The 2,859-nt window shown below is 55.0% G+C and carries 2 protein-coding genes; one reads left to right on the top strand and one right to left on the bottom strand.

Annotated features, from left to right (window positions below; genetic code table 11):
• Window positions 1–219 precede the first annotated feature (219 nt).
• Window positions 220–396: a hypothetical protein gene (locus ABJP42_RS20080; RefSeq protein ID WP_348343631.1), complete on the top strand. Its 177-nt coding sequence runs from the start codon at window positions 220–222 to the stop codon at window positions 394–396.
• 232 nt (window positions 397–628) lie between these two features.
• Here ABJP42_RS20080 and ABJP42_RS20075 read toward each other — a convergent pair whose 3' ends face one another.
• Window positions 629–1,951, bottom strand: a complete 1,323-nt coding sequence (locus ABJP42_RS20075) for a tyrosine-type recombinase/integrase (RefSeq protein WP_348343629.1) — start codon at window positions 1,949–1,951, stop codon at window positions 629–631.
• Window positions 1,952–2,859: the final 908 nt, after the last annotated feature.

Genomic DNA, 2,859 nt, shown 5'->3' with positions numbered 1-2,859 from the left:
GGCAGGTCGCGGAGATCCAAATCCGCATCGCCGTGCTAAACCGTTACACAGTTCTTGGCATACCCGTCACAGTGCCCCTAGGATAAATCCGTCCGGGGAAAGGGGAAGAACGCTCAGACCCCGATTGGTGCAACAAAGCCGAAAAGCTCTCACGCTTCACCGTAAAAATGGCCATTTCTCTTGAGTTACCTTGCAGAAATAAGAGATGCGATAATCACCATGGCACTGGTTATTGAGCGAGATGGCCCGGTCTACCTCCCCCTGTTTTTGCGACTGGAAGCAGAAGAAAAAGCGCTGCTGCGGAATGAAGCTGGAATGGCGCGGGCACTAAAGCTCGCAGAGAAATTTGGAGAAGCTTCCCACTCAACCAAGGACAGAACATGCAAAAGGCAGTGAAAGAGATAGCAACAGCCGCCAATGAAATAGCAAAAATCGCGAATGTTGGAGGTGCAGAAGTTGCCGGGTTAATCATTTCGGTTCTGGCAACAAATCCACGCCTGACTGAGGAATTTACCCGCAAAGGTCCATCAGCTCTTTTAAACCACAACTTATGTTGGGAAAATGGCTGCTTAACTTGGCATGGCCCAGACGGCAGGATCAGATCACCTCAACCCCCAGTGGCCCCACGCTAAAGCGCGATCTTCTCCAATGCCAGGCGCCGCCCCTCCAGCGCCCCGCCGTCACCATAACGCGGCCGATTGTACTTGTGCCCCAAAATATCAGCCCTCACCCGGTCATCCACTTCGGCTGCCAGAAGCGCATTTTCCACATAGTGGCGCAGAGAATAAGCGACGTGCAACGGCGACTCTTTCAGGTGGTTTTTAGAGAGGTACTTATTCACCGCCGCCGACCATGCCCCCGCCTTGTGTCGATAACGGCAGATTCCGCCGCGTAGGACGATCCGGCGCGCCGCCTCCAGGGAAACCCCCAGCAAGGGTATCTCCCGCCTGGTGTGAGCCACCTTCAATTCCCGACCATGCGCGGCAACCCGCAAAAATGGAATGTTGTTGCTTGTCTCAAAATCTTCCAGGGGCGCATCGGTTACTTCACTTGGCCGCAGCCCTGTATTGATCATCATAAGAAACACATCACGCGTTTCATCATTGAGCCGCGATAGGGCATCTGGCGCCAAAATTTTATTTGCGATCCAGTCACGCGTGAACGGCGGAACACCCCGCTCGTCTTGCCCTTCAAGGCGGAGCTTGGCAAAGGGATTGGAGATCTCAGTTTCTGTTAGTTCCGCCCAGGTTCCGAAGATCTCTGGCAGATGGCCAAGATCCTTATTTGCTGTTTCGATCTTCATGCCACTCTCGACACGGGCAGACCACCACTTGCGAAATTTGAGCGCATCGGTAAGGGTGATCTCATCAACGGGGACGTCAACTGGCTCCCCCTTCCCGTTCTTACGTCCGGTCACTTTCAGAAAGTTTCTCACCGCCCGCTCGCGCGGCAGCTTCCAACGGCGCTTTTGTGCGTCGGACTTTTGCAGATGGCGCGTTCTGGTCAGGCTGTAATAGTCATCCAAAACTTCGCTTAAGGTCGGCAAGGTTTCTGGTGCCGCACCAAGAACAGCCTTGGTGACCGTCGATGGCTCTGTCAAACTGCGGCCATCAGCTAGGGATAGAACCCGGTTCACCAGGTCCACGATATCACCGGCTGCCAGATCATCTATAGGCTTGTAAGAAAGCCCCCTGGCCTCGGCCAGTTTCCGGGCGGTCAGGTAATTCTTGCGCGCACTTTCACTGTCTCCAAGCCGCAGAGCTTCCCATTCTGCGAGGCGCGCCGCCTCAACTTGGCTTGCCTTAGACTGAGCCTCCATCTTACTGTCCGTATACAATGCTTGCCGCACCTGAACCACCGGCTTGCCGGTGCCCCCCACCACAAGGCCCTGATAGCGCTTTGGGACACGCTTCACCCAGTAATACCGCCCACGGTTTAAGACTACTCCCATGGGTTGATCGAGAGGAAAGAGGGCGCCGAGATCAACCCAGAATATTGTGCCACTAAGTTTATTTTGGCAAAGAGGACCAGAAAGGCAAAGATCAACATGGCAATATCGCTAGCCAGGCGAAAGCCCAGGCTCATAGGGTTGCCACGAAACGCGGCTATGACCTCCGCTTTGCCCACTGCTTCCACCTCCTCCGATCAAGTGCGCCAGCTACGAAACCGACAAATTGTTGATGGATTTGTTGATGGAAATGTTGATGGATTGGCGCAGTCAAAGCAATAGGCCTGAAAGCTTGAAGCAGTCAAACTACCGATAATAATGGCCAAAATTAGAAAAAGCCGATGCAAGAAGCATCGGCTTTTTCTAATTGCTGGCTGGGGTGGTAGGAAACCTAGCTCGGTGATCCGGACCATCGAGTTGGCCGACCCGCTAGCAATCCTGGGGCCGTTGCTGGGGCCGGACGAGTGGAGCCTGGGGCCGGTCGTAGTGAGGCCTGGTGCGGAACTCGGGCCGTTTGAGGCTGCTGGAGGGCTCTGGCGGGTGGTGGAGGGCGCTGGCTGGTGGTGGGGCTCTACCGGGTCGAGAACTCGTACAGCTTCTCCCCTTTGAAGTCGCTCACCTTTATCCTTAGGGTAGCTCTCTGACCGTCACTCAGCAGGACCTTTGCTGAACAGGTCACTTGGCTCATGTGCCTTGATACTTGCTTGACCGAAATCACGTCCAGGACGCGTGAGGACGCCCCGAAGGCGTTGCGCAGGCTCTGACCCTTGGCTGAGCTTCCCCCTTTGAAGTGGTCCGCCCCTATAGTTAGGAAAGCGGAGGACCAAGTATGGCCATTAAGAGACCCAAGCCGGAAGAGATCGTCGTGAAGTTACGGCAGGTTGAAGTACTGATGGGACAAGGCATGCCCC

The sequence above is a fragment of the Pseudophaeobacter sp. genome (genome assembly GCF_039971195.1).
In the GTDB taxonomy this organism is placed as follows: domain Bacteria; phylum Pseudomonadota; class Alphaproteobacteria; order Rhodobacterales; family Rhodobacteraceae; genus Pseudophaeobacter.
The sequence above is the reverse complement of the archived record's forward strand: the minus strand, read 5'-3'. Positions and strand labels throughout refer to the sequence as shown.

What these genes read in the sequence shown, in the direction of transcription:
- ABJP42_RS20080 (WP_348343631.1), top strand. Translation starts at nt 220, where the DNA reads ATGGCACTGGTTATTGAGCGAGATGGCCCGGTCTACCTCCCCCTGTTT.
- ABJP42_RS20075 (WP_348343629.1), bottom strand. Translation starts at nt 1,951, where the DNA reads ATGGGAGTAGTCTTAAACCGTGGGCGGTATTACTGGGTGAAGCGTGTC.